The organism is Gilliamella sp. wkB18 (genome assembly GCF_001690875.1).
Lineage (GTDB): Bacteria > Pseudomonadota > Gammaproteobacteria > Enterobacterales > Orbaceae > Gilliamella > Gilliamella apicola_A.
The window spans coordinates 101,773-125,229 of sequence record NZ_LZHM01000076.1 but is presented as its reverse complement, the minus strand read 5'-3'; the positions used below and the strand labels follow the sequence as shown (position 1 = coordinate 125,229).

Here is a 23,457-nt window from a genome sequence, read left to right as displayed (position 1 = left end):
GTATAGTATGTTCGGTTATTTGCCCATAAATTGACTAAGTTTTGAATCATTATCAAATTTTTTAAGCGATTGCCGTAATTTTCACTCCAACTTTCGGCAATATTGGCGGTGTCATCGGCGGTAAAACGGATAAACTGCCCACCATGAATCGATGGGTAGTAGTAGTTTGCAATTTGGGTTAATTGTGATTTTAGCCATGCGTTGTCTTCTTTGCTCGCTACTTCTTGCAGAAATTGCATTCGAAATGGTTCAAAAAAGGGGTAATAACGCCGATGCAATGCATTGGCAATGGTATTGCCAATATTGATTAGTTGTTTTGCCAGTACCGATGGTTTAAGGTCTGTAACAATATAAGCACAAATATAACGCTTTGACTCAAAACATTCGTTTGCTGCTTCAAAGCCAATTCTATCCAATATTGGGCTTTCTAAAAATTCATCGGGTTCGGCAAGTTTAACCAGTGTTGGGCAGACGCTTGGGTCATAATCTAAATCCGAACGTAAAACTTGCGTGAGTTTTTTTTCGCTAAATGGGTGGCCTTCACCAAATAGGTCTATTAACCCTTCTTTTGATAATGGTTCAACTGGGTTAAGGGCGACGATGTTATCAACCAATAAGTAACGGTATTTAAATAAGTTGTTGGTATTATTTAATTCAAAAATCATTATTTACCCTTTTCTACACAACCATGAACATCCAGATCGCTAGATGGTAATTTCGTGTTTCGTGTTTCCGTTGTTGCCCCCATTTTTTGCATTACATTGCACTTAAGATAAATATTATCCTGCGTGCCAAGTTCAATACCTTCACTGCTGATTTTGATATAAGAGCCACCACACATTAAGGTAATTTCTTTGGCTGCCGAAAAGTCAACTTGACTGTCCTCACTGTCAATTTTAATGTTTTGCTTTGCCGCTAACGCCATTTGGTCACTTTGTGCTTGAATGTCGATGTCCCCTTCATTGGCAATGAGTTTCATCCCTGATTTTTGCGCCAGTAAACTGATTGCCTCAGGTGTGGCAACCGTGATATTTTTTAATGCGGTAATGTCTGTTTGATTGGTCGAGATGATACTTAAGCTGTTACCAGTGGTTAACTGTATGTTTTGCGGGCTGATTAGCGCCATGCCTTCTTGAGCATAAGCCAGCATGCCTGATTGCGTTAAGTTACTCAGTGAACTTTGCAGCTGTTGCTGTGATTCGGTATCTGGTGTGTGTGACTGGGCACTTTCTGCGACACTATGTAGTGCTTTGGCAATGGATAAGGCGTTTTCAAGCTCCACCATTGCCCCTTGCATATCGAGCTGTTTGCCCTGCGCTTTGGGTTCGGTTTGGCTGGTGAGGTATAAGCCTTTATTGGCGGCAATGCCCCCCCACTGATCAGTTCTTAATTCAAAGCCTTCTCCTCGGTGATTTTTGTCTTTATCCACCAAATGACCCAAATTTAATTGGGTTTTAGCGTATTCGGTTGCCAGTTTGATGTGCTCTTGCCCACGTTTGTCATCCATTCGCAGCTCGTTATTCGCTGGCGTGCGAATTACGTTACGGTGTTTATCCATGGCAGTAATCAGGTCGGGGTGGGCGCTGTCATGGAACGCAAAGGCAATATAAGGACGATTAGGGTTTTGGTCCGTAAAGGCTATTGCCACTTCGGTGCCGTCAATCAATGGAAAGTGAAATCCGTATTGATTACCCGCATACGGTCTGGCAAGTCTAACCCACAAGCTTTCTTCACCACTGCGCCAGTTCGCTAAGTCGAAGTTAAATTTAACTCGATAACGCCCATATGTGTCGATATAACCATAAGTGTCATTATCTGGACTGGTAATTCGAGCCGGTAGTGTGCCACTAATTTTTGGCATCGGGAGGGGCGCTGGTCGGTAAGGTTTTAATACGTCAAAGGCTATGGCAGTAAATTCAATTTCGTAAGCCTGACTGCGGTCACCATAGCCTTTGGTGGTTAAGATGATAATGCCATCTTCGATGCCAGCCATTGAGCTGTTGGTAATCGTTCGGCGTTGACCTGGGGCTAAACGGTAGTCGTTACTTTTTCCCCGTATAAGGCGTTGCTGCGAAATAACTTGTTGGTGACGAATGGCGGCAAACCACTGTCCGCTTTCAATTTCACTATCTTCGTCATTTTCAATAAGGTGTTTATAATCCTCTCCGTAACGGTAGTCATTGCCGTAGGTAGTAGTGTCTTTCGCCGCCGTGTTGACTTGGGAGAGTAAATTTTGTTTTGCTTCACGGTAATTATAATTATTAACCGTAACACTTTGGTTTACTACACCACTTTGCCGAGCCAGTGCCCAGACACTGTATTTACCGCTGTCCATCATACCACTGGGTTTTTGATGAATAATTGTGCCATAATCTTTAAAGCGCTGGTCTTCATCACTTAATACTACCACGTCGCAATGATGCTCTGGGTGAGTTTCAAAAAATAAACTGATGCCAACATCAGCCAATAGTCGTTGAATAAAGACTAAATCACTTTCTTGCCATTGTGTGATTAACTCGCGGTTTGGATAAGTTTCTTTTAATTCTAGGCGGTAATCTATGCCTGTTAAGCCATGCTGTCGGAATAAAGATTCAACCACGCTAATTACACTTTGATTTTGATAAATGGCGCTGCTGTAACTATTACTAAGTAATGCAACCCTTGGTTGTAATATAATTTGATATCGCGTTTCTTCTTGACTTGTGGATAGCAAACTAAACGCCGTTACTACACCGTACACGGTGCGGGTGGCTTCTGATGCGTCAAATAGGCGGTCAAGTACGCTATTTTCAGCCGGTAAAAAAGAAAATGAAGCCGGTTTGTTTAAAATGGTGTCAACCGCTAATGTGTGGTTGCAACTGGTAAAGGTGATAGTATAACGCCAAGGTTGGTTTAACTGTTCATCAATGGCAACGGCATGAACTGAAATTGATTCGGTTATATTCAGTTCATTCAATTTAAGAGAGTAACGATTATGAGGCACTGCTGAAGAAAGAGCATCTAACCCTGTTGAAATTAAATCCGAAAAAGACATCTATATTCCTTACTAATCCAATATCCAAATACTATTTATTTTTGATGCGTAAACGATTAATTAATGTTAGTGAATGTAAAACCATTAACAGTTAATGTTTAAAAAGCCGTTAAAATAACTTTTTTTGAGTAATTAATCAACTATTTTGTTGTGTTAATTCTTCTTTACACTCTTTAATTAAAAATCTAAAGAATAACATTTATCATTTTGAAGCTCTTTTGAACAATGATGCTGATAGTCATTTTTACGAGCATTTTTATAAATAACATGGTTTTTATGCGTTATTAATTGTTTTGCTTGCCATTTAATCAATACAATAAAATTTTTTTAATTTAAGCAATTATCCGTTTTAGATATTACATTAAATTTTTTTCAGTAGATTATAGTGTTTAGTTTATTTGTATTAAATTAATTACTGTATTAAACCAGTTATTGTATTAAATCGTAAAAAAGTCTAAATTCTAAGCAAGTTGTTTTGAATGCGATACTCATATAATCATTGTTAACTTTTCAATAATGTATGTTCAATTTAGAAGGAGAGTGTTATGCCATATAAAACACGTCAAGATTTACCCGATTCAGTACGCCATGTTTTGCCTGAACATGCGCAGGATATTTTTAAAGAAGCCTTCAATAGCGCTATTAAACAGTATCAAGATCCGCATAAACGACATGATAACAGCGATCCAGAAACAATTGCTTTTAAAGTAGCTTGGGCTGCTGTTGAAAAGGTTTATCACAAAAATGAAAATGGTAAATGGGTGGCTAAATAAATAGCTTTTTCCCCAATTATTCTTATATTTTTCCTTATCAATACGGAAAAAGTGGGTTAGTAATTCTATTTTTTTCCTTTTATACTAATTTTGAATTATTAATAAACACAGGTACTTAATTATGAGTAATAAAGGTTTACCAAAAGATTTTTTATGGGGCGGCGCTGTTGCGGCTCATCAATTAGAAGGTGCTTGGCAAGTTGGAGGGAAAGGTGTAAGTGTCGCTGATGTGATGACTGTGGGCTCACCTAAAAGTTATCGTAAAATTACTGAAGGTGTAATTGAGGGGGAATATTATCCTAATCACGAAGCTATTGATTTTTATCATCATTATAAAGATGATATTAAGCTATTTGCCGAAATGGGATTTAAATGTTTTCGTACTTCGATTGCTTGGACGCGTATTTTTCCAAAAGGCGATGAACTTGCACCAAATGAAGAAGGCTTAAAATTTTATGATGAGCTTTTTGATGAATGCTTAAAATACAATATCGAGCCAGTTGTTACCCTTTCCCACTTTGAATTGCCTTATTACCTTGTCACTGAGTATGGTGGATTTCGTAATCGTAAATTAATTGACTTTTTTGTGCGTTTTGCCGAGGTCTGTTTTGATCGTTATAAAAATAAAGTCAAATATTGGATGACTTTCAACGAAATTAATAATCAAGCAAATTTTGATGAGGATTTCGCCCCGTTTACCAATTCCGGTATTTTCTATAAAGCAGGTGACAATCGTGAGCAGATTATGTACCAAGCCTCACATTATGAATTAGTAGCCAGTGCCAAAGCGGTGCAAATTGGTCATGCTATTAACCCTGATTTTGAAATAGGCTGTATGTTGGCGATGATTCCTATCTATCCAGAGACTTGTAAACCAGGTGATATTTTAATGGCACAAAAGGCGATGGAGCGTAAATATTTTTTTGCCGATGTTCATGTACATGGTCAGTATCCAAACCATATCATTAAATATTGGCAAGGTAAAAACTATAAATTAGATGTGACTACCCAAGATTTGGAAATTTTAGCAAATGGAACTGTCGATTACATTGGGTTTAGTTATTACATGTCAAACGCTATTCGTAAAAAATCGGATAACTATGAATATAACGAAAAAACCGATCTGATTGGTAATCAATATGTGAAAAAATCCGATTGGGGTTGGCAAATTGATCCTGAAGGGTTACGTTATACTTTAAATTGGTTAACTGATATGTATCGTTTGCCGCTTTTCATTGTTGAAAATGGTTTTGGTGCTTACGATAAAGTCGAAGCTGATGGTAGCATCCATGATGCTTACCGTATTGATTATTTGCGTGAACATATTAAACAAATGAAGATTGCTGTTGAAGAAGATGGTGTTGATTTGATGGGATATACCCCTTGGGGCTGTATTGATCTTGTTTCGGCAGGCACAGGGGAAATGGAAAAACGTTATGGGTTTATTTATGTTGATAAAGATAATCACGGTAATGGTACTTTAAAACGCAGTCGAAAAGATTCATTCATTTGGTATAAGAAAGTCATTGGGTCAAACGGTGAAATCTTATAGCTGGTTGAGCTGATAACAGATTATTATTTATTGGAGAATAAGAAAAGCGATGAAAAAAGCATTGATTATCTGTGCTGCTGGGATGTCATCATCCTTAATGGCCAAAAAAGTAACCGAATATTTTGCAAGCCAAAATAAAACCATTTCGGTTGATGCAGTTTCGTCCACTGAAGGGGCAAATATGATTAAAGATAGCGATTTTTCGCTCTTTTTAATTAGCCCTCAAACTATGATGATGTTTGATAAATTTAGAAAATTGGGGGAAGAAGTCGGTAAGCCTGTTGTGAGTATTCCTTTTCAGGCTTATATTCCGATTCAATCAGGAATTGAGCAGTTAGCTAAATTAATTGAGGATAATGTTCAATCGCTTTAAGCCATTCCTTTGTAAATATTTGATTTTGGCACCGTTTGTTTGTTGCGCTATATAGCGGTGCCTTATTATGTTGCTCTGCGTGCATTTTTATTAAGCCAATAAGAACAACCACAATATTATTAAGCATGCTTTTAACTGTTATAGGTATGGGTGATAATGATTAAAAATAAACAACGTGATCTTATTAGTTTATTAGTTAGTTCTAAAAATCAATTCCAAAGCAGTACGTTGCTGGCCTGTAAGTTATCATTATCTGATAGGACCGTTCGCACTTATCTTAACCATTTGAAACCTTTAATTGAAAGTAATGGCGCAATTATAGTTAGTAAGCAAGGCTATGGATACCAATTACAGATTAGAAATAGAACCGCTTTCAATTCATTTTTAATTCATCATCATTTGTTAGATCAAAATCAAAATCTAAATCGTAATGAAGAACTATCAAGTTATCGCGATGTTTGCCAAAGAAAACATTATCTTCTTAATTTGCTTCTTTTAGAAAGCCAAAAAATTGATATTGAAGACTTGTCTGAACAGATATTTATTAGCACTTCTCAGTTGAATAAGGATATGTTGGAAATTAAAAATCAATTGGCATCTTTCGAACTTAAACTGAAAAAAAATAAATGCTTGTTTTATGTTGACGGCGCAGAGAAGGCAAAACGGCATTTTATTATGAGCTATTTTTTTCATGAAAAGTCGATTCATTTTTTACAGCGTTTAAGCTATTTAAATAAATTTAGTGATGCCATTAGTTTTGATACTTTAACTATTATTATTTTAGATGAATGCCGAGAGGCCCACCTTAAACTGTCTGATGTGATGGTGCAAAATATTGTGCTGCATCTTTCTTTAAGTATAAAGCGTTTGCAATCTGGGCTTTTAATCCAACACCTTGATATGCCCGATTCAACGAAAGACAAGCTGGAATATCAAGTTGCTAAGAAAATTATTACTCGTGTTGAGGCAGTGATCGGGTTTACTTTTCCAAAAGAAGAACAAATGTATTTGACATTACATTTGATGAGCAAATCAAATGCTGCTCATTGTAATTTAGATTCGCAACTTAGTGTGATGTTGACCAAGTTACTCCGAAAAATTCAAGAGGAAACCGGGTATCAATTTTCAAAAGATGAACAATTAAAAAATGGGTTGATTCAACATTTAAAACCTATGCTTGTACGGTTAGAACAAAATATTAAACTAGAAAATCCACTGCTTAATGAAATTAAAACTTGTTCACCAGAATTATTCAATTTAGTAAAACACTATTTTAATCAACTTGTTAATTTAAATACATTTTCTATTAATGATGACGAGTGGGGGTATTTAACCCTGCACTTTTTAGCTTCGATTGAAAAACTTAAAAATGAGCAAAAATTCAAAGCATTAATTATTTGTGCAACAGGGCTTGGAAGTGCGCAGTTGCTAAAAAATCGAGTGGAGAATGAATTTGATGAGCGGATTAAAATTGTTGCCATTCGAGGGTATTATGAAATTGAAGCTGATATGCTAAATGATATTGATTTTATTATATCGTCGGTTGATCTTTCAGCGAAAATTTTTAAAGTTCCTATTTTTCATGTTTCTGTATTTTTTAATGATGAAGATGTGCAGAAAATTCGTCGGTACCTTATATCACGTAAAATGTTGGTTTCTTTTAGTCAAGGATCATTATCAACAAATAAAGCGGTAAGTGATCCCCGCCGTTTAATTCATATTGAGCAAGCTGTTGATGATTTATCAGCTGACTATTTTTATGTGTGCCAGCAATCTAAAACTAAAGATCAAATCATGGATAGTTTACTTGATCGCTTAGCAATAAATGAAGATTGTTGTTATAAACATAAGATAATAAAGCAAATGGAAAACAGAATGGCATTAGGTGATATCTTTTTTAGCCCTACCATTGTGGTACCACATCCCGCTGTTCCTGTGGGTAAATTGTCAAAAATGGGGATTGCAATTATCCCTAATGGTTTAGTTTGGGATAAAAGTCACCCAGATATCCGCTTTATTTTTATGATATCCCCTTCTATTTATCAGAACCCTAACTTAGCCATGATGACAAAAGCTGTCGTTACGTTAATTGATGATTTGCCGATGCAATCGAAATTGTTGCAGAGCCAAAACTTTACCGAATTTAAATCACTTTTTATCAAACTTATAGAAAAGGGAATCTAACAATGACTAAAAAAATGAGCTCCGAGAATATTCAACTTGTTGCATTTAATATTATTTTGCACAGTGGTAACGCTAAAACCAAAATTTACGAGGCATTTAAAGCCATGAGAGAAGCCAATTTTGACTATGCTAATACGCTGCTCGAAGATGCCAACCAAGAAATTTTAGAAGCGCATAAATCACAAACCCAATTACTGCAATTTTATGCGAATGGAACAAAAATCGATATGGAAATTATTATGGTGCATGCACAAGATCATTTAATGACAACGATGGCAATGCGCGAAATTTCCCTTGAAATTTCTTATTTGTATAGAAAGAATCATGAACTATTAGCTACGCTTAGGGGTTAATCAATATGATGTCTAATCAATTGAAGATGCATAAAAAAATAAGTTTAGCTAATCTTTATTTTAATCGTTTTTTAGCTATTCGTTATGGCACTGCTTTTTTTATTTTTCTTAACCTTTATTGGGCTGTGTTTTTAATTAGTTCAATGTCTTTTTTTTCTATTATGCCCATTGCTTTATTGGTACTAGGTGTTTTGGCTTCGTTTGAACAGATAAAACTTTATCGGAATCATTATAATTATTTACCTTATGCAACGTTATTTTATCGTTCAATATTATTCACTTTTAGTGCGTTAATTATCATACTTTATACCCCTTGGTATCCTCTTTTTTTTCCTTTTTTGAAAGATACGCAAGATGTTTTAAATACAATTAGCGCTTTTTTAATAGGCTGTGTATTTATCGATTTTTTGATGCTTAAAAAATTAAAAAAAATTCAACTCAATAAAGATAAACATTTTCAAAGAATTCAAGCTTATCAAGCAATCATTAATTAGATGAGGAAAACAAAATGAATGCCGGATTTATGTTTTTACAAAGGTTTTTGATGACCCCAATGGCAAAAATATCCCAATTTAAAATTGTGCGAGCAGTCATGGCTGCTGGAATGGCGTCAGTACCTTTTTCTATCGTTGGGTCTATGTTTTTAGTGTTTAATACATTGCCGATGACATTTACTGGTTTGGAGTTTTTTTTTGAAAATACCTTTTTTAGAGTTAGCAACCTTTATATGATTGCTAATACAGCAACTATCGGTAGTTTAGCTCTCTATTTTAATTTTGTTGTTGGTTATGAGTTAAGTAAAATTGAAGCAGAAGAAACAGGGTTAAAAGTCAATGCACTTAATGGGGCAATGTTATCTGTTTTTGCCTTTTTTATGACATTACCTGAATTGGTAATACAAAATGGAGGAATTGCGTTATTTAATAATCTTGATAATTCAGTCATCAATGGATTACGTTTAAACCCTTTTATTTTTCGATTAGGAACTTCAGGTATTTTTATTGCCATTGTTATGGCAATTTTAGCTACCCACCTTTATTTTTTATGTGTTAGACGCAATTGGGTGGTAAAAATGCCAGAAACCGTGCCTTTAGGTGTTTCTCGTTCTTTCACTGCGTTAATTCCCACTTTTGTTATCGCTTTTTTTGTCATCATTCTTAATGGTGTTTTGGTTTTTTTAGGAACAGATATTTTTCATATTGTTAGTGTCCCTTTTACTTTTGTCACCAATTTAACCAAAAGTTGGCTGGGGATTATGGTTATTTTATTTTTAATCCATGCTTTATGGGTTGTCGGTATCCATGGTGCTAGTATTATTGGAGCGTTTATTACACCAATTATGCTCGCCAATATGAGTGAAAATGCAGCTGGGGCACATATTCCTTTTGCTGGCGAATTTAATAACTCATTTGTGATTTTAGGAGGATCAGGATCTACATTGTTGATGACTTTTTTTATTGCTTTTTATGCTAAATCTAGCCAATTAAAAATATTAGGACGTGCATCAGCCGTACCGGCCATTTTTAATATTAATGAGCCTGTAATTTTCGGAATGCCGATTGTTTATAATCCTTATTTAGCACTTCCTTTCTTTTTAGCCCCTATGGCATGCGGTACGTTGGGCTATTTTGCAATTAATTCAAACCTTATTCATCCAATTATTGCGTTAATACCATGGCCATCACCAATGGGATTAGGTGCCTTTATTGGTACTGGAGGAGATTATAAAGCCATTTTTGTTGCTATCTTGTCGGCAATTTTAGCTGTTGTAATTTATCTGCCTTTTATAAAGATTTATGACAATAAACTTTATAAAGAAGAACAAGGGAAAATAGATAGCCAAGCTCAAGAAGCTTAAAAAAATTGAATATAGGTAAGGTAATAACTTTTTTAAATTCACTTTTTTAGCGTCATAATCTTTTATTTAAAGGAGTGGCGCTGTTTTATTGTGAATTTTCGTTATTAAAAATTATGTATTATATGATATCACCAAGTAAAACCGCATTAACAAAAGCTGAACAATATTTACTCAATTGATAATCTTTCTGTGATATATTTTTTAATTCCCTCTTATGAAATCTTTTACATATTGGCAAGAATTTTGCTTTATTCATTTTTATGTAACAGAAAAGTAAGACGGTATCAATGTATTTATTAGGAGGTTTAAAATGTTCTATCTAAAAAGTAAGTGGGTGAAGCTTTGCTGTTTTACTTTATTTATCATGGTATATCAGCAAGTGCTTGCCAAAAACCTGAGTCCACAAAAGTTTGAAGCTGCAGCTGTTGCTTCGCCCGACTATTATGGTGCAAAGGCGGCAGAAGAAGTGCTCGAAAAAGGTGGAAATGTAGCCGATGCTGCAGTTGCAACAGCATTTACTCTGGCGGTAACCTATCCAGAAGCTGGAAACATTGGCGGTGGTGGATTTATGACGCTTTGGATGGACGGTAAACCTTATTTTATCGATTATCGCGAAGTTGCCCCAAGCAGAGCTGATAAAGATATGTATTTGGATAAAAATAAAAATATTATCCCTAATTTAAGTCTTTATTCACATAAAGCATCGGGCGTGCCAGGTACAGTTGCTGGGATGTGGGCTGTACATCAACGGTTTGGTAAGCTCACTTGGCAAGAAGTAATGGCGCCGGCTATTCGATATGCTAATGAAGGCTTTATAGTAGATAAAGCATTGATTACTCGTTATCAAGAAGCCGAAAAATTAGCACCAGCTAATGGTCACTTTAAGCAGTACTTTGGTTCTATGCAAGAAGGAAAACGATTTAAACAACCTGAACTTGGCAAAGTATTAGAACGTATTGCAAGTCAAGGAAGCGATGGGTTTTATAAAGGTGAAACAGCTAAATTAATTGCGCAACAAATGCAGAAGAATGAAGGTTTGATTACGGAAAGTGATCTTGCTAATTATCAAGTTAAATGGCGAGAACCTTTAATTGCTAACTGGCACGATATGCAAGTTGTTACTGCTCCGCCTCCAAGCTCTGGTGGTGTTGGTTTAATTCAACTATTATTAATGAAGCAAAATTTAGCGAATGATTTTAAGCATGTTAAAGTGAACTCACCTCAATATATTCACTTATTAGCAGAAATAGAAAAACGTGTTTTTGCAGATCGGGCTGAATATATGGGCGATCCCGATTTTATTTCTGTTCCTGTTACTCAATTAATTGATAGTAATTATTTAGCAAAAAGAGCCAAACAAGTTAATCCTAAAACTATTTCGATTACTGAACAAGTTAAACCAGGATTAGATAATAATCATGAAAAATTACAGACAACGCATTTTTCTATTGTAGATAAATGGGGTAATGCCGCATCCAATACTTATACACTTAATGGTTGGTTTGGATCGGCAGTTGTAATAAAAGGTACAGGTATTTTATTAAATAATGAAATGGATGATTTTAGTAGTAAAGCAGGTGTGGCAAATCAATTTGGTGTCGTTGGTAAGGATGCTAATGCGATTGAGCCGAATAAACGTCCTTTATCTTCTATGACACCAAGTATTTTTATTAAAGATAAAGAAGTTGCAATGGTTATTGGTACACCAGGTGGTTCAAGGATTTTCACTTCAATCTTTCAAGTTGTGACAAATGTTTTTGATAATCATATGTCATTAAAAGCGGCAATGGATGCCCCACGTTATCATCATCAACTATTACCAGCGAATCTTATCTTTATTGAGCGTTTTCAAAATAAAGTGCCAGAGAAGTTAAAAGATAAACTTAAACAGATGGGTTATCATTTTAAACAGCAAGATTTTAGTGGTGATATTCAAGCCATAAGAATTAATAATAATAAACCCGAAGCCGTTTCAGATATTCGAGGTAGAGGCAAAGCGTTTATTATTAAATAATTTTGTTACCTAGCTATTTACCCTTTTTTAGCCGTAATGATTGGGTATGTAGATTAGTATGTAATATATAAAAATTACTGATATCAATATCAAAAAAACATAATAAAAAAACCCGTCAACTTAGACGGGTTTTTTTATCGATATTGATTGATGATTATTCAGGAATAATATCAATAATAAGTTTAGCAAAAGCTTCACTATGTACTTGGAAGCAGACTTCGTGCTCACCAGTTGTACGTAATACACCATTTGGTAAGCGAACTTCGCTTTTTGATACATTAATACCACGAGCTTTAATTGCATCAGCGATATCACGTGCACCAATAGAACCAAATAAACGACCTTCGTCACCAGCTTTAGAAGCAATCGTTACTTTTTCAAGCGCATTAATTTGAGCAACGCGCTCTTCAGCTGCTTTTAATGCATCCGCAAGTTTTGCTTCTAATTCAGCACGACGCGCTTCAAAAAATTCGATATTCTTTTTAGTCGCAGGTACTGCTTTACCTTGTGGAATCAAAAAGTTACGCGCATAACCCGCTTTAACATTAACTTGATCACCTAAGCTGCCTAAATTAGCAACTTTATCGAGTAGAATAATTTGCATTATATGTTCCCTCTGTTGCTAATTACTGATGATTGTCAGTATATGGTAATAATGCCAAGTAACGAGCGCGTTTGATTGCGCGAGCTAATTGACGTTGATATTTTGCACTTGTACCAGTAATACGGCTTGGTACAATTTTACCACTTTCTGTGATATAGCTTTTTAATAAAGAAACATCTTTATAATCAATTTCTTTAACGCCTTCTGCTGTAAAACGGCAGAATTTGCGACGACGGAAATAACGTGCCATTTGGCTATTCTCCTAATAGTTTAATTTGGTCAGCATGTAAAACAAGTTGGCTTGTTTTATTGCGTTTAGTGTGTGTACTGATAAAGCCACTTACTAACACTTTGCTGCCTTTTTTAATACTGTAACTTAATTCTTGTTGTCCACTAACAATAATGGGCATGACGCACCACGCTTGCCTTATGAGTTCTGCTTCAATTTGTTCAGATACATGTTCTAAATAAAACTGACAGTGCGAAATCCCACTTGGACTCATTTTTCGTATCGGCGTTTTAGTAACAATACCCGATAACATTAAACGATTATTCGTCGGAATCATCGTCCATATTTACTTCGCTAAAATCATCTTCAGAACTACGGCGTTCGTCTTTAGCTTTTAGCATAGGTGACATTTCAGTTACAGAATGTTTAGTGCGCATAATTAAACTGCGAATCACTGCATCATTAAAACGGAAGTTATCTTCAAGTTCGTTAACAGCTTCTTGAGTTGCTTCAACATTCATTAACACGTAATGTGCTTTGTGCAGTTTTTCGATAGGATAGGCTAATTGGCGACGACCCCAATCTTCTAATCGATGGATTTTACCACCATCAGTGGTTAATGTACCAGTATAACGTTCAATCATACCAGGTACTTGTTCACTCTGGTCTGGGTGAACCATAAATACTATTTCGTAATGACGCATTATCGCTCCCTACGGATTAATCAGCTTTCTGTCGGGGCAACCGCAACCCATTGAAAGCAAGGAACATGAAAAATAGGCGGTTGAAATCGACGGGGCATTATATATCAACTAACTATAATTGACAAATGAATATAGTAATTTTAATGAATTATTATCAGGGGAATGAATTGGTATATAACAAATTGAAAAAAAATGAATAAAATATAAAAGATCGCACTGCTGCGACCTTAAAGTTGAGTATAAAATCCCATAATAACCGGTTGTAATTGAATGATGCGATTATCTTGCCGCTTTAACTGCTTTTCCTAATTGCCAAATAGCCATGGCATAGTGTGAACTATGGTTGTAACGGGTTATTACATAGAAATTGGGTAATCCATACCAATATTGATAACGATCGCCTACATCAAGTCGCAATAAACTGACTTGATTGTGCCCTTCTAGTGAACTTTTTGGTTTTAAACCCGCTTTTGCTAACTTTTCAATTGAATATTTGGTATGAAATCCCGTTTCAAGCGCTAGTGCTTGACCATGTGCCATTACTGCTACTTTTTTTCCTCGTTGCCATCCATGCGCCTTAAAGTAGTTAGCAACACTACCAATTGCATCAATGGGATCCCATAAATCTACATGACCGTCTTGATTGAAATCAACGGCATGCCTTCTAAAGGCCGAGGGCATAAATTGACCATATCCCATTGCACCAGCAAACGATCCACTTAGATCAAAAGGATCTACACCTTCATCTCGACACATTATTAGAAAGTCTTCTAGTTCGTTGGTAAAATATTGGGCTCGTCTTGGATAATAAAAGGCAAGAGTTGATAAAGCATCAATAATTTTGGTATTACCCATAACCCTGCCCCATCCTGTCTCAACACCAATAATGCCAACAATGATTTCAGGTGGTACACCATATTCATTATAAGCACGCTGTAATTCTTTTTCGTATTGGTTCCAAAAATCAACGCCTTTAGAAAGGTTGCTTGGGGTAATAAATTTATTTCTGTAACGAATCCAAGCACCATTAGGCACATTTGAAGTGCTTGATTTGGGTGCTTGTTTATCCATTAAATTAATCACCCAATCAAGCTTATTAGCTTGTGCTAGTATATTATGAAGTTGCTGACGTTCAAAACCATGCTTACTCACCATTTTATCAATAAACTGCTCTTTATCTGTTGATAAAGGAATGTTGTCAGTTTCAGGTTGGATATGTTCTTGTTCCAGATACACCCCTCCTTCAACATTAGAATGTCCCCTGTGCTCTTGCATTGGTGAAGTTGAATAATTATTGCTACTACAAGACGTAAGCATCAGCATCATACTAATAAAAAGAAGAATACGCTGCATAGACTATCCAAATTTTGAATTGTTAAAAAATTGTCATTATCATAAATTGTTGATTGTTATTCAACAATATTTGAACAAGACTCACCTTTAGATATAAGTTTAATATTATTTAAAGTTGTATCAGAAATATTTAATAATGCTTCTTGTGTTAAAAAGGCTTGATGACCAGTAAAGATTACATTATGACATGAGGATAATCGACGGAACACGTCATCTAAAATGACATCATTTGATTTGTCTTCGAAAAATAAGTCTCGTTCATTTTCATAAACATCCATGCCTAATGCACCAATTTTGGTTTGCTTTAATGCATCAATAGCAGCTGTTGCATCAAGTAGTGCACCACGGCTAGTATTAATGATCATTACACCATTTTTCATTTTGTTAAATGACTCTTTATTAAGGAGGTGGTAATTTTCAGGTGTCATTGGACAATGAAGTGTGATAACGTCTGATTGTGCATAGAGTTCATCAAGTTCAACGTATCTTGCGCCTAGCTCAACAACAGTATCGTTTGGATAAGGATCATAAGCTAAAATATGCATGCCAAAACCTTTTAGTATTCGGATAGCCGCTTGACCAATTTTTCCGGTACCGATAACACCTGCAGTACGATTATGCATATTAAAACCGGTTAATCCATCAAGTGAGAAGTTAGCATCACGCGTGCGTTGATAAGCTTTGTGAGTGCGGCGATTGAGTGTCATCATTAAAGCAACAGCGTGCTCTGCTACTGCTTCTGGGGAATATGCAGGTACTCGAACAACGGTTATACCTAATTTTTTAGCTTCGGTTATATCAACATTGTCAAACCCCGCACAGCGGAGCGCTAAGATTTTAATGCCGTAATCAGCTAATTTTTGCAATACTTTTTTATCAATTTCGTCGTTAACAAAGACACAAACTGCATTGTAACCCTGTGCGGTCACTACCGTTTTATGACTTAATTTGTGTTCAAAATATTCGATATCAAAACCATACTTTTTATTCGCGATTTCTAGATGTTCTTTATCATAATGTTTACTGCTAAAAACAGCGATTTTTAATGAACTTTTCATATTACAACACCCCTCTTAACGGTGATTGATTAATTTTTTAACTGGTTAGATATTTTTATATCATAGTTAAAATACATAATATTTTATATGGTAATAGCCAACGATAATATAGATAAAACAGCTATATAACAATATTTAACTTTTTTAACCCTAAATATCATTATTCACCAGCAGTATGTGTTAACCATTAGTGATTATTTTGATTATTGTATGCTATGATAGCACCTTGCTAAAAACCAACCAATAAGATTAATTCATGAACCATATGCAAAACTCTATTTTTAAAACTATTTTTTCCACTAAAATGCTTATCTGCATTTTCACTGGTTTTGCTTCTGGTTTACCCTTTTATTTATTATCCCAATTATTACCTGCATGGTTAAAAAGTGAAGGAATTAATATCAAAACTATTGGCGCATTTACGTTAACGCAGTTTCCTTATATTTTGAAATTTGTCTGGGCACCATTTATGGATAATATTTCCTTATTTAATTTGGGAAGAAGGCGAGGCTGGATGCTTACTTCACAAGTTATATTGGTTTTATCTATTGCAATACTAGGATTCCTTTCTCCTTCATTAAATATTTGGTTAATTGCATCTATTAGCTTTATCGTTGCTCTGTTTTCTGCCACCCAAGATATTGCTCTTGACGCTTTTAGACGAGAGTTATTATTGGATAATGAGCAAGGACTTGGTAATACTATTCATACTAACGCCTATCGTATTGCTGGTTTAGTACCAGGTTCACTATCATTAATTCTTTCTAAGTATTTACCCTGGGACAGTGTTTTTATTGTTACTGCTCTATTTATGTTGCCTGCAATTATCATGACATTAAAAGTAAAAGAGCCAATAAATCAATCACCTAAAATATATAAGCTTGAAGATATTATTATTAAACCTTTTAGTGAATTTGTTACACGAAATGGTATTAAGACAGCTGTATTGATTCTAACTTTTATATTTTTATATAAATTAGGGGATAGTATGGCAACATCATTGGCTACGCTGTTTTATATGCAAATGGGGTTTACTCTTTTAGATATTGGTTGGATTGCTAAAAATGCCTCCTTATGGCCGAGTATATTTGGCGCTTTATTAGGTGGTATTTTAATGATTAAAATTGGCATTAATCGTGCACTTTGGTTGTTTGGTTTTGTTCAAGTTATTTCTATTTTAGGATTTGCGTGGCTATCTATAGAAGGTCCATTTACTGAAATTACCTTTTATGCAAAAATATTATTAGCGATTGTCATAGGCTTTGAATCTCTGGGCGTTGGTTTGGGTTCAGCTGCCTTTGTAGCGTTTATCGCTAAAACAACCAATCCTCTTTATACTGCAACACAATTTGCGCTGTTTACGAGTATTGCATCTATTCCAAGAACATTGATTAATTCCACCACCGGTATTATGGTTGATTATTTAGGATGGACGACCTTTTTTGGTTTATGTACAATTCTTGCCATACCCGGTATGTTATTATTGTTTAAAGTTGCTCCATGGAACACAAAAAATTAGGAGAGAGCATGGATAAATTATTACAAGCCCTTAATTTTCGACATGCATGCAAAAAATTCGATGGTACCAAAAAAATTAGTAATACTGATATTGAATCTATTTTAGAAGCTGGTCGACTATCCCCTTCTACATTTGGATTAGAACCTTGGCATTTTGTCGTTGTTGATAACGATAAAATTAAAAGTGAATTACGTGCTGTTTGTTACAATCAAGAGCAAGTAACCAGCTGTTCACATTTTGTGATTGTGCTTTATCGTAAAGCTAATAATTTTACGTCACAAAGCGAATATTTGCGTAGAACAGTTGCGCGTAACTTACCAAATCCTGAAGATCAAACCGCTATTGATATTGGTTGTCAATCAATTATCAATTTTTATGAGCACGGTTTAGCAAGTGGGTTGACCATCAATCATTCATCCGAAATGCAAAGCTACCTAGCTTGCGCAAATATGTTAACCGCAGCCGCTTATTATGGTATTGATTCATGTGCTATTGGTGGATTTCAACATGATGGCATTATTAAGATTCTAGAAAAATATATACTAGCGTTTAGTGGCGAATCTTTTGGTGTGGGACTTTGTCTGGCTTTCGGTTACCGACTTAATGAACCAAGAGCTAAAACTCGTTGGTCGCTTGATGAGGTAACAACTTATTTATCTGATTAAAATAAAAAAACCTTCAGTTGCTTTATAGCCGCTGAAGGTAAAATGAAAAAAACAACACTTAATTTTATTCAATCGATTGATACAATGTTTCAGTATCCGCAGATGCGGAATTCATAATAAACACTACTCCTGATAAAATATTACCTATTTGCGGATCAGTTACATTGTGTTGCAATGAGGTTAATATTTCTTGTGCCCAATTAATTTTTCGTAGTACGGCTTCTACGTTTTCTTTTGAAGGATTATTCATTTTACACGTCCTCCGTTTTGTTAGGATTTCATGCCTAAGCGGCTGAAAATAGATTATCTAAGTTAACAATAAGTCATGAATAAGAAAAGCACGTATTTTAAACAAAAAAAAGCAAAAAATAAAACAAACGTTGTTTTAAAAAGTATAAATTCAATTAAAAAAACTGAAAAGGGAAAGATAATCTATTTTTTTAAAAGTAAAAAATTTATTGTGGTTACCTATTACTGTAATAATCAATTTTTTTGCCAGAAAGAGATTGATAATGATAGACTTTTGTGTCATAAATCATCCTTATTTTAAAAAACTGTTTGATGACTCTACGGTTTATTAAAAAGTTTAATTAATGAATATTAAAAATAAAATGACTGTTATTAACAATCAGTAAGGTTCTAAAAATGAAATCGAAACATGCACGTTTACTTATCTTGGGTTCTGGTCCCGCCGGCTATACAGCTGCAGTTTATGCTGCAAGAGCGAATCTTTCACCTGTGCTAATTACAGGATTGCAAGAAGGTGGGCAACTTACTACCACCACTGATATCGAAAACTGGCCTGCAGGTGCTCCTGATTTAACAGGACCAGAATTAATGGTTAAGATGAAGGAACATGCAGAAAGATTTAATACTGAAATTATTTTAGATCAAATTGAGCGTGTCGATTTTAGCGCTAAGCCTTATAAGCTTTTCGGTAGTGAGACTGAATATAGCTGTGATGCACTCATCATTGCAACTGGTGCTTCAGCACAATATCTTGGTTTACCGTCTGAGGAGGCATTTAAAAGTAAAGGAGTTTCAGCTTGTGCAACCTGCGATGGATTTTTCTACCGCGATCAAAAAGTAGCTGTCGTGGGTGGAGGTAATACTGCGGTAGAAGAAGCTCTTTATTTAGCCAATATTGCGAGTGAAGTACATTTAATTCACCGTCGAGATACCTTTAGAGCAGAAAAAATCTTAATGGTTCGCTTAGCTCAAAAAATTAAAGAAGGTAAAGTTATCCTACATACTCATCGTGTAGTTGATGAAGTTTTAGGGGATAACATGGGAGTAACTGGAGTTAGAATCCGTAGCTCACAAGATCCTAATACTACCGAAGAGTTGTCGGTTTTAGGCGTGTTTATCGCTATTGGTCACAAACCAAACACCGCTATATTTGAAGGTCAACTTGAACTAAATGGCGGTTATATCAAAGTACAATCAGGCACGCAAGGCAACGCTACTCAAACCAGTGTCGAAGGGATTTTTGCTGCTGGTGATGTTATGGATCATGTCTATCGTCAAGCAATCACTTCAGCAGGTACAGGCTGTATGGCTGCTTTAGATGCAGAACATTATTTGGATAATTTAAAATAAGCAGTAAAGATCTTTATGTCATTAGATAAAAAACGCCAGACCTATCTACTTGGCTGGTTAAAACAGCAAGCAAAAATGTATAAAACTAATTTGCGAGCTTCAATTTTAACCGGCTTGGTTTTAACTATATTAGTTATTATTCAATCTGCATTGCTCGCTGTAATTTTGCAAAAAATTATTATTGAACAACACTATTTTGTGGATATTCTGCCTTTTTTTGGCGCACTAGTTGCAGTGTTACTTGGTCGAGCAGGCTTAATTTATCTACGCGAAAAGATCAACTTTGCCATAGGCAAAAAAGTTCGCCAGCAAGTTCGACAGCAATTAATTGATCAACTTGAGTTGTATGGACCTGCTCATTTAAACCAAAACACCACAGGTGCACTAAGTACGCTACTTATTGAACAAGTCGATAAATTGCATGACTTTTTTTCCCGTTATTTGCCCCAAATGCGATTGGCAAGTATGGCTCCAATATTAATCTGTATTGCTATCTTTCCATTTAACTGGGCAGCAGCTACAATTTTGCTTTGTACCGCTCCCTTGATTCCTATTTTTATGATTTTAGTGGGAATGGGAGCTGCTGATATTAATCGTCGTCATTTTAAAGCGCTTGCGTATTTAAGTGGTCATTTTTTAGATCGTTTAAAAGGCCTCAATACCATTCGACTATTCAACCAAGGTGAAAAACAAACTAACGAAATAGCGATTGCCTCTGAAGATTTTCGTATTAAAACTATGCAAGTGCTCAAAATAGCCTTTTTATCTTCAGCCGTATTGGAGTTTTTTACTTCTATTTCAATCGCCATTGTGGCAGTTTATTTTGGATTTTCGTATTTAGGCGAATTTGATTTTGGTGCATATAATGGAACTGTTACTCTATTTGCTGGTTTTTTTGCGCTAATGTTAGCCCCTGAATACTTTCAACCTTTACGTGATTTGGGCACTTACTATCATGCCAAAGCTGAAGCAATTGCAGCAGCAGATAATATCGAAACTTTTTTAAGTAAAAAAATCGCACCAAAACAAATCAATGATAATATAACAAACATAAAATTGACTGAGCCATTAAAAACAATTGAAGCAGATAATTTAATTATATTATCTAATGAACAACAACCTATCGTTGGTCCATTATCATTTAGCTTGCAGGCACCTTTTAAATTAGCTCTCATAGGGACTAGTGGCGAAGGTAAAACTTCGTTAATGCAAGTACTACTCGGATTTTTACCTTATCAAGGTTCATTAAAGATTAATGGTATTGAATTTAATCAATTAGATATTAATGATTGGCAACAGCAAGTAAGCTGGATTGGTCAAAATCCTTACTTGCTTAATAGTACTATCCGTGAAAATATTTTATTGGGTAAACAAAATGCAACCAACCATGAACTTGATAACGTGATAGCCAAAACCCAATTGACTGAAGTTATTGCTAAATTACCACAAGGCATTGAAACCCAAGTTGGCGAAGATGCGGTACGTTTATCAATTGGGCAAGCACAGCGGATCGCCTTAGCAAGAGCAATGCTAAAACCTTGTCAATTATTGATTCTTGATGAACCAACTGCTAGTTTAGATAAACAAACCATCCAAAATTTGGATCAGCAACACATTGCCCCTAATAGCATTACAATTACTCATCAAACAGATGACATGCAAGATTTTAAACAGATCTGGCAATTGGCTAATGGTAAGCTACACTGTGATATCAAGGGGGATTTATGCTAGCTATATTACGCCCTTATATCGCACTATATAAACACTATTTTGGGCAAATTTTATTGGGATTATTTTTGTCAATTCTTACCCTATTTGCCAGCGTATTTTTGCTATCATTATCAGGATGGTTTTTAGCCTCTACAGCTTTTGTTGGCGTTGCAGGTTTGTATACTTTCAATTATATGTTGCCTGCTGCTGGTGTTCGTGCTGCGGCAATTATTCGAACCGCTGCCCGCTATATGGAGCGTTTAGTTGATCATAATACCACATTTAAAATCTTAGCTTATTTAAGAACGTTAGCTTTTCGTAAGATTTTGCCCTTAAGTGCCAATCAATTAGCCCACTACCAACGGGCTGACTTGCTTAATCGCTTTATTGTTGATATTGACGCACTTGATCACTTATACCTAAAACTTTTTTCACCTATTGTAACCGCACTTGTTACCATTGCTGTTTTGTTTGTTGGATTAGCAAATATAAACTTACCTATTGCGTTAATTATTACTATTATCCTTACAACCACTTTACTTGTGGTTCCGGTCATTTTTTATCAAGCAGGAAAGCAACTCGGCAAAACACTAGCTAAACAACAAAGTGAATATCGTTTATTATTAATTAATTATCTACAAGGACAAGCTGAACTTATCCTATTTAATGCACAACCACGCTATCGTGCTAAACTTGATGAGCTTGAATCAAACTGGCTTTATAACCAGCAACGTCAATCAACATTAATGGCACTATCAAGTGCATTGATTGTGCTGATTGCTGGATTTTTAACGTTGCTTGTTCTATGGCTAATTACCCAATATACCCTATCCCCTTTGGTGGCGTTATTTGTATTTGTTAGTCTTGCAAGTGCTGAAATACTCATGCCAATTCCTGGCGCATTTATCTTTTTAGGGCAAGTACTTACTTCTGCCACACGCACAACAGCTATTTTTAATCAAACACCCGACATTCAATTTGTTTCTAAAGGTAAAAAAATAGATTTAACTACGGCAAAATTACAATTTGAACAAATTAATTTCAGCTATCCAAATCAACCTTTTGCGATATTAACTGATTTTTCCTTAACGGTTGAACAAGGTGAACATATTGGAATAATTGGTAAAACTGGTTGTGGTAAATCAACTTTATTAAGTCTAGTGAATCGAACTTGGAAGGCAAGATCCGGTAATATTTATTTTAATGATACCCCAATAAATCAACTGGATGAAAAAACTTTGCGACAAGCCATCGCAATGGTTCCTCAAGTTATTACTATTTTTAGTGAAACTTTACGGCAAAATTTACTCATTGGTAATCCTAATGCAACGGATCAACAGCTTATTGAGGTTTTACATCAAGTTGAATTGGACAAATTACTAATTACAGAACAAGGTTTAGATATGCTAATTGGACAAGGCGGGCGTACTTTATCTGGCGGTGAAATTCGTCGTATTGGCATTGCAAGAGCATTACTGCATAATTCCCCTTTAATTTTAATGGACGAACCAACAGAAAGCCTTGATCAACAAACAGAGCAACAAATTATTCAATTAATCAAGCAGACATGTAAGGGTAAAACATTGATTATGGTTACACATCGTTTAACGGATAATCCAATGTTTGATCGGGTTGTTTCACTTTAAAATAGATGTTTTTAATAATAATTAGAACGCTATATTGGTAAGTAATGCATTATTTAGGCTAAAAAAGGGATTAGCTTTAATAGTTAACATAATATTTATTGGATCTTACAATACTTGGTTGTATTAAAATTACTTTTTATTTAAATATTTTGTAATCATAAGTTTTTTAAGGGAGTGTTGGATTTATATGTTATCCACACCGTTATTCTTAAAAATATGCTATAATAGC

At 35.2% G+C, this 23,457-nt stretch carries 21 protein-coding genes and 1 pseudogene; 13 read left to right on the top strand and 9 right to left on the bottom strand.

Annotated features, from left to right (window positions below; all coding sequences use genetic code 11):
* Positions 1–665, bottom strand: a pseudogene (locus tag A9G48_RS08360) (hypothetical protein); the annotation flags it as partial.
* On the bottom strand, positions 665–3,034 hold the full coding sequence (locus A9G48_RS08355) for a type VI secretion system Vgr family protein (RefSeq protein ID WP_065576066.1): 2,370 nt from the start codon (positions 3,032–3,034) through the stop codon (positions 665–667). The pseudogene A9G48_RS08360 and the gene A9G48_RS08355, both read right to left, overlap by 1 nt.
* A 545-nt stretch (positions 3,035–3,579) precedes the next feature.
* Between A9G48_RS08355 and A9G48_RS08350 the strand changes: the two genes are divergently transcribed.
* The 8 genes from A9G48_RS08350 to ggt all read left to right on the top strand — a co-directional run bounded on the left by A9G48_RS08350 (position 3,580) and on the right by ggt (position 12,141).
* The gene (locus A9G48_RS08350; RefSeq protein ID WP_034943431.1) at positions 3,580–3,807 is read left to right on the top strand and encodes a ChaB family protein; all 228 of its coding nucleotides are present in this window, start codon (positions 3,580–3,582) and stop codon (positions 3,805–3,807) included.
* A gap of 121 nt (positions 3,808–3,928) precedes the next feature.
* Positions 3,929–5,359 (top strand): 6-phospho-beta-glucosidase, encoded by a 1,431-nt coding sequence (locus A9G48_RS08345; RefSeq protein ID WP_034944636.1) that lies wholly within the window; start codon positions 3,929–3,931, stop codon positions 5,357–5,359.
* Positions 5,360–5,408: 49 nt separating this feature from the next.
* Positions 5,409–5,732 (top strand): PTS cellobiose transporter subunit IIB, encoded by a 324-nt coding sequence (locus tag A9G48_RS08340; protein ID WP_034943433.1) that lies wholly within the window; start codon positions 5,409–5,411, stop codon positions 5,730–5,732.
* A 156-nt stretch (positions 5,733–5,888) separates the two neighbouring features.
* The gene (locus A9G48_RS08335) at positions 5,889–7,916 is read left to right on the top strand and encodes a PRD domain-containing protein (protein WP_065576065.1); all 2,028 of its coding nucleotides are present in this window, start codon (positions 5,889–5,891) and stop codon (positions 7,914–7,916) included.
* A gap of 2 nt (positions 7,917–7,918) precedes the next feature.
* Complete coding sequence (locus A9G48_RS08330; RefSeq protein ID WP_034943437.1) at positions 7,919–8,269, top strand: PTS cellobiose transporter subunit IIA; 351 nt, start codon at positions 7,919–7,921, stop codon at positions 8,267–8,269.
* A gap of 8 nt (positions 8,270–8,277) precedes the next feature.
* The gene (locus tag A9G48_RS08325) at positions 8,278–8,763 is read left to right on the top strand and encodes a hypothetical protein (RefSeq protein ID WP_034944639.1); all 486 of its coding nucleotides are present in this window, start codon (positions 8,278–8,280) and stop codon (positions 8,761–8,763) included.
* Positions 8,764–8,777: 14 nt separating this feature from the next.
* Positions 8,778–10,127: a PTS cellobiose transporter subunit IIC gene (gene celB, locus A9G48_RS08320; protein WP_034943438.1), complete on the top strand. Its 1,350-nt coding sequence runs from the start codon at positions 8,778–8,780 to the stop codon at positions 10,125–10,127.
* A 364-nt stretch (positions 10,128–10,491) separates the two neighbouring features.
* Positions 10,492–12,141, top strand: a complete 1,650-nt coding sequence (gene ggt, locus A9G48_RS08315; protein WP_442903342.1) for a gamma-glutamyltransferase — start codon at positions 10,492–10,494, stop codon at positions 12,139–12,141.
* A gap of 154 nt (positions 12,142–12,295) precedes the next feature.
* Here ggt and rplI read toward each other — a convergent pair whose 3' ends face one another.
* From rplI to A9G48_RS08285, 6 genes are all read right to left on the bottom strand, one after another.
* Entirely contained in the window at positions 12,296–12,745 is a 450-nt protein-coding gene (gene rplI / locus A9G48_RS08310; protein WP_034943440.1) for a 50S ribosomal protein L9, read from the bottom strand.
* 22 nt (positions 12,746–12,767) lie between these two features.
* On the bottom strand, positions 12,768–12,995 hold the full coding sequence (gene rpsR, locus A9G48_RS08305) for a 30S ribosomal protein S18 (protein WP_025314965.1): 228 nt from the start codon (positions 12,993–12,995) through the stop codon (positions 12,768–12,770).
* A 4-nt stretch (positions 12,996–12,999) separates the two neighbouring features.
* The gene (gene priB / locus A9G48_RS08300; protein WP_034943442.1) at positions 13,000–13,311 is read right to left on the bottom strand and encodes a primosomal replication protein N; all 312 of its coding nucleotides are present in this window, start codon (positions 13,309–13,311) and stop codon (positions 13,000–13,002) included.
* Positions 13,295–13,678 carry a 30S ribosomal protein S6 gene (rpsF, locus tag A9G48_RS08295; RefSeq protein WP_034943444.1) on the bottom strand — a complete coding sequence of 128 codons (384 nt, stop codon included), beginning with the start codon at positions 13,676–13,678 and terminating at the stop codon, positions 13,295–13,297. Before rpsF ends, priB begins: the two co-directional genes overlap by 17 nt.
* Before the next feature lie 279 nt (positions 13,679–13,957).
* Positions 13,958–15,031, bottom strand: a complete 1,074-nt coding sequence (gene mltB, locus A9G48_RS08290; protein ID WP_065574115.1) for a lytic murein transglycosylase B — start codon at positions 15,029–15,031, stop codon at positions 13,958–13,960.
* Positions 15,032–15,087: 56 nt separating this feature from the next.
* Positions 15,088–16,089, bottom strand: coding sequence for a 2-hydroxyacid dehydrogenase (locus A9G48_RS08285; protein ID WP_034943448.1), 1,002 nt, complete (start codon positions 16,087–16,089; stop codon positions 15,088–15,090).
* Positions 16,090–16,354: 265 nt separating this feature from the next.
* On the opposite strand from A9G48_RS08285, the gene A9G48_RS08280 reads away from it, so the two are divergent.
* Both A9G48_RS08280 and A9G48_RS08275 read left to right on the top strand, forming a co-directional pair.
* Positions 16,355–17,608 carry an AmpG family muropeptide MFS transporter gene (locus tag A9G48_RS08280; RefSeq protein WP_081299263.1) on the top strand — a complete coding sequence of 418 codons (1,254 nt, stop codon included), beginning with the start codon at positions 16,355–16,357 and terminating at the stop codon, positions 17,606–17,608.
* Between the two features lie 8 nt (positions 17,609–17,616).
* A complete protein-coding gene (locus A9G48_RS08275; RefSeq protein WP_034943452.1) occupies positions 17,617–18,273 on the top strand; it encodes an NAD(P)H-dependent oxidoreductase in 657 nt (218 codons plus the stop codon).
* Between the two features lie 64 nt (positions 18,274–18,337).
* Here A9G48_RS08275 and A9G48_RS08270 read toward each other — a convergent pair whose 3' ends face one another.
* On the bottom strand, positions 18,338–18,523 hold the full coding sequence (locus A9G48_RS08270) for a hypothetical protein (protein WP_034943454.1): 186 nt from the start codon (positions 18,521–18,523) through the stop codon (positions 18,338–18,340).
* A 395-nt stretch (positions 18,524–18,918) separates the two neighbouring features.
* Here A9G48_RS08270 and trxB point away from each other — a divergent pair, with 395 nt between their 5' ends.
* The 3 genes from trxB to cydC are packed head-to-tail and all read left to right on the top strand — an operon-like array spanning position 18,919 to position 23,228.
* Positions 18,919–19,872, top strand: a complete 954-nt coding sequence (gene trxB, locus A9G48_RS08260) for a thioredoxin-disulfide reductase (protein WP_034943457.1) — start codon at positions 18,919–18,921, stop codon at positions 19,870–19,872.
* A 15-nt stretch (positions 19,873–19,887) separates the two neighbouring features.
* A complete protein-coding gene (gene cydD, locus A9G48_RS08255) occupies positions 19,888–21,603 on the top strand; it encodes a heme ABC transporter permease/ATP-binding protein CydD (protein WP_065568744.1) in 1,716 nt (571 codons plus the stop codon).
* Entirely contained in the window at positions 21,597–23,228 is a 1,632-nt protein-coding gene (gene cydC / locus A9G48_RS08250) for a heme ABC transporter ATP-binding protein/permease CydC (RefSeq protein ID WP_065574116.1), read from the top strand. The genes cydD and cydC overlap by 7 nt, the downstream gene beginning before the upstream one ends.
* Positions 23,229–23,457: the final 229 nt, after the last annotated feature.